The sequence below is a fragment of the Oleiphilus sp. HI0079 genome (assembly GCF_001635105.1).
Genome location: NZ_LWFT01000913.1, coordinates 1 through 1,587, shown reverse-complemented (window position 1 = coordinate 1,587; position 1,587 = coordinate 1). Strand labels below are relative to the sequence as shown.

The 1,587-nt window shown below is 49.0% G+C and carries 2 protein-coding genes; both read left to right on the top strand.

Annotated features, from left to right (window positions below):
* The coding region (locus tag A3750_RS16870) for a glutamate--tRNA ligase family protein (RefSeq protein ID WP_068548492.1) at nt 1-742 on the top strand (742 nt) is incomplete at its 5' end.
* 64 nt (nt 743-806) lie between these two features.
* On the top strand, nt 807-1,587 hold a 781-nt coding region (locus A3750_RS27220), incomplete at its 3' end, for a sigma-54 dependent transcriptional regulator (protein ID WP_156498669.1).

Genomic DNA, 1,587 nt, shown 5'->3' with positions numbered 1-1,587 from the left:
AGTTCGCATAGAAGATATCGACCCCCCTCGAGAGCGAGCCGGCTCGGCAAGCCGTATTTTAAAAACTCTAGAAACCCACGGACTGGCTTGGGACCAAGACGTACGCTACCAATCTTCATGCGCTCAGCGCTACGAAGAACAACTCGCTACGCTTCTCAGCGCAAAACTTTGCTATTACTGCCCATGCAGCCGCAAGCAACTTGCTGACCGCAAGGGTGAACATTTGCCATCTTGCGGAAAATTTCACGGGGAGCAACCCAAAGACGGCGCAGTGCGCTTCCAAACTAAGCAAAAGCCGCTACAGTGGAATGATGTTCTGCTTGGCCCAAAAACAGAGAAACTAGATTCAGACTTCATCCTCAAGCGACGTGATGGCTTATATTCTTATCAACTCGCCGTGGTGTCGGATGACATCGACCAAAAGATTACTCACGTCATTCGAGGAATGGACTTACTAAGCTCCACACCGATGCAGTTAGCATTATATGATTCATTGGATTCAGCGGCACCAGAATTTGGCCACTTCCCTTTAGTGACAAATACTCAAGGACAAAAGCTTTCTAAGCAGAACCTTGCTCCCGCAGTGGACGACACAGCACCAATCAAAAATCTAGCGTTGTTAGGATCATGGCTGGGCTTTGAATTTCCAAATGGCACAAATCGACCGGAAGATTACCTGACATACTATCTGGATCAATGGGATCGCTCTCGTTTTCAGCCAAATGAGGATTATGTCATATAGGTCGCTAGCCAGAGCTGCGTTTGGTTGGTTATCATGAAAGCTCGCTGATGAATTAGAAACGCTCATGCAACGCATATTAGTCATTGAAGATGAAAACAACGGATACTCCGAACTCGTTGAGATACTAAGCGGTCATAACTTTCAGGTGGAGAACGTGCACTCCATCAATCAAGCAGTAGACGATTTCCCAATCGCATCTTTTGATCTGATCATTACCGATCTTCGCGTGTCTGGACAAGCCGGGACAGACATCATTCCACTCGCACACGAAATCCCAGTCCTCGTTATGGCGAGCTTCGCAAGTTTACGCTCAGCTGTCGAAGCAATGAAACTGGGAGCGGTTGATTACATCGCGAAGCCATACGATGAGACAGACCTACTGTCATCGGTTGAAGACATTCTCAATAAGCACTCTCACCGCTCAACTACGCAAGAACGCAGGCAATCCAAGAATGCCAGCGACATGATTTATGGCCGCTGCCAACCAATGCGAAAGGTGTTCGGCCTCATTGACAAGGTGGCTCCAACTGACGCAAGCGTCTTGATTCAAGGTGAGACAGGTAGCGGTAAAGAGTTAGCGGCCAAGGCGATCCACGAACTTAGCCGACGAAGTAATCAGGAGATCGTATGTATCAACTGTGCCGCTATCCCAGAGTCCCTGATTGAATCTGAACTTTTTGGCCACGAGAAAGGCGCTTTTACCGGCGCGGTGTCTGCTCGAGCGGGGTTAATTGAGGCGGCAGATGGCGGCACCTTATTTTTGGATGAGATTGGAGAGCTTCCACTAGACGCGCAAGCTAGACTATTGCGCGTCTTGCAGGAAGGCGAGATTCGTCGTGTCGGCT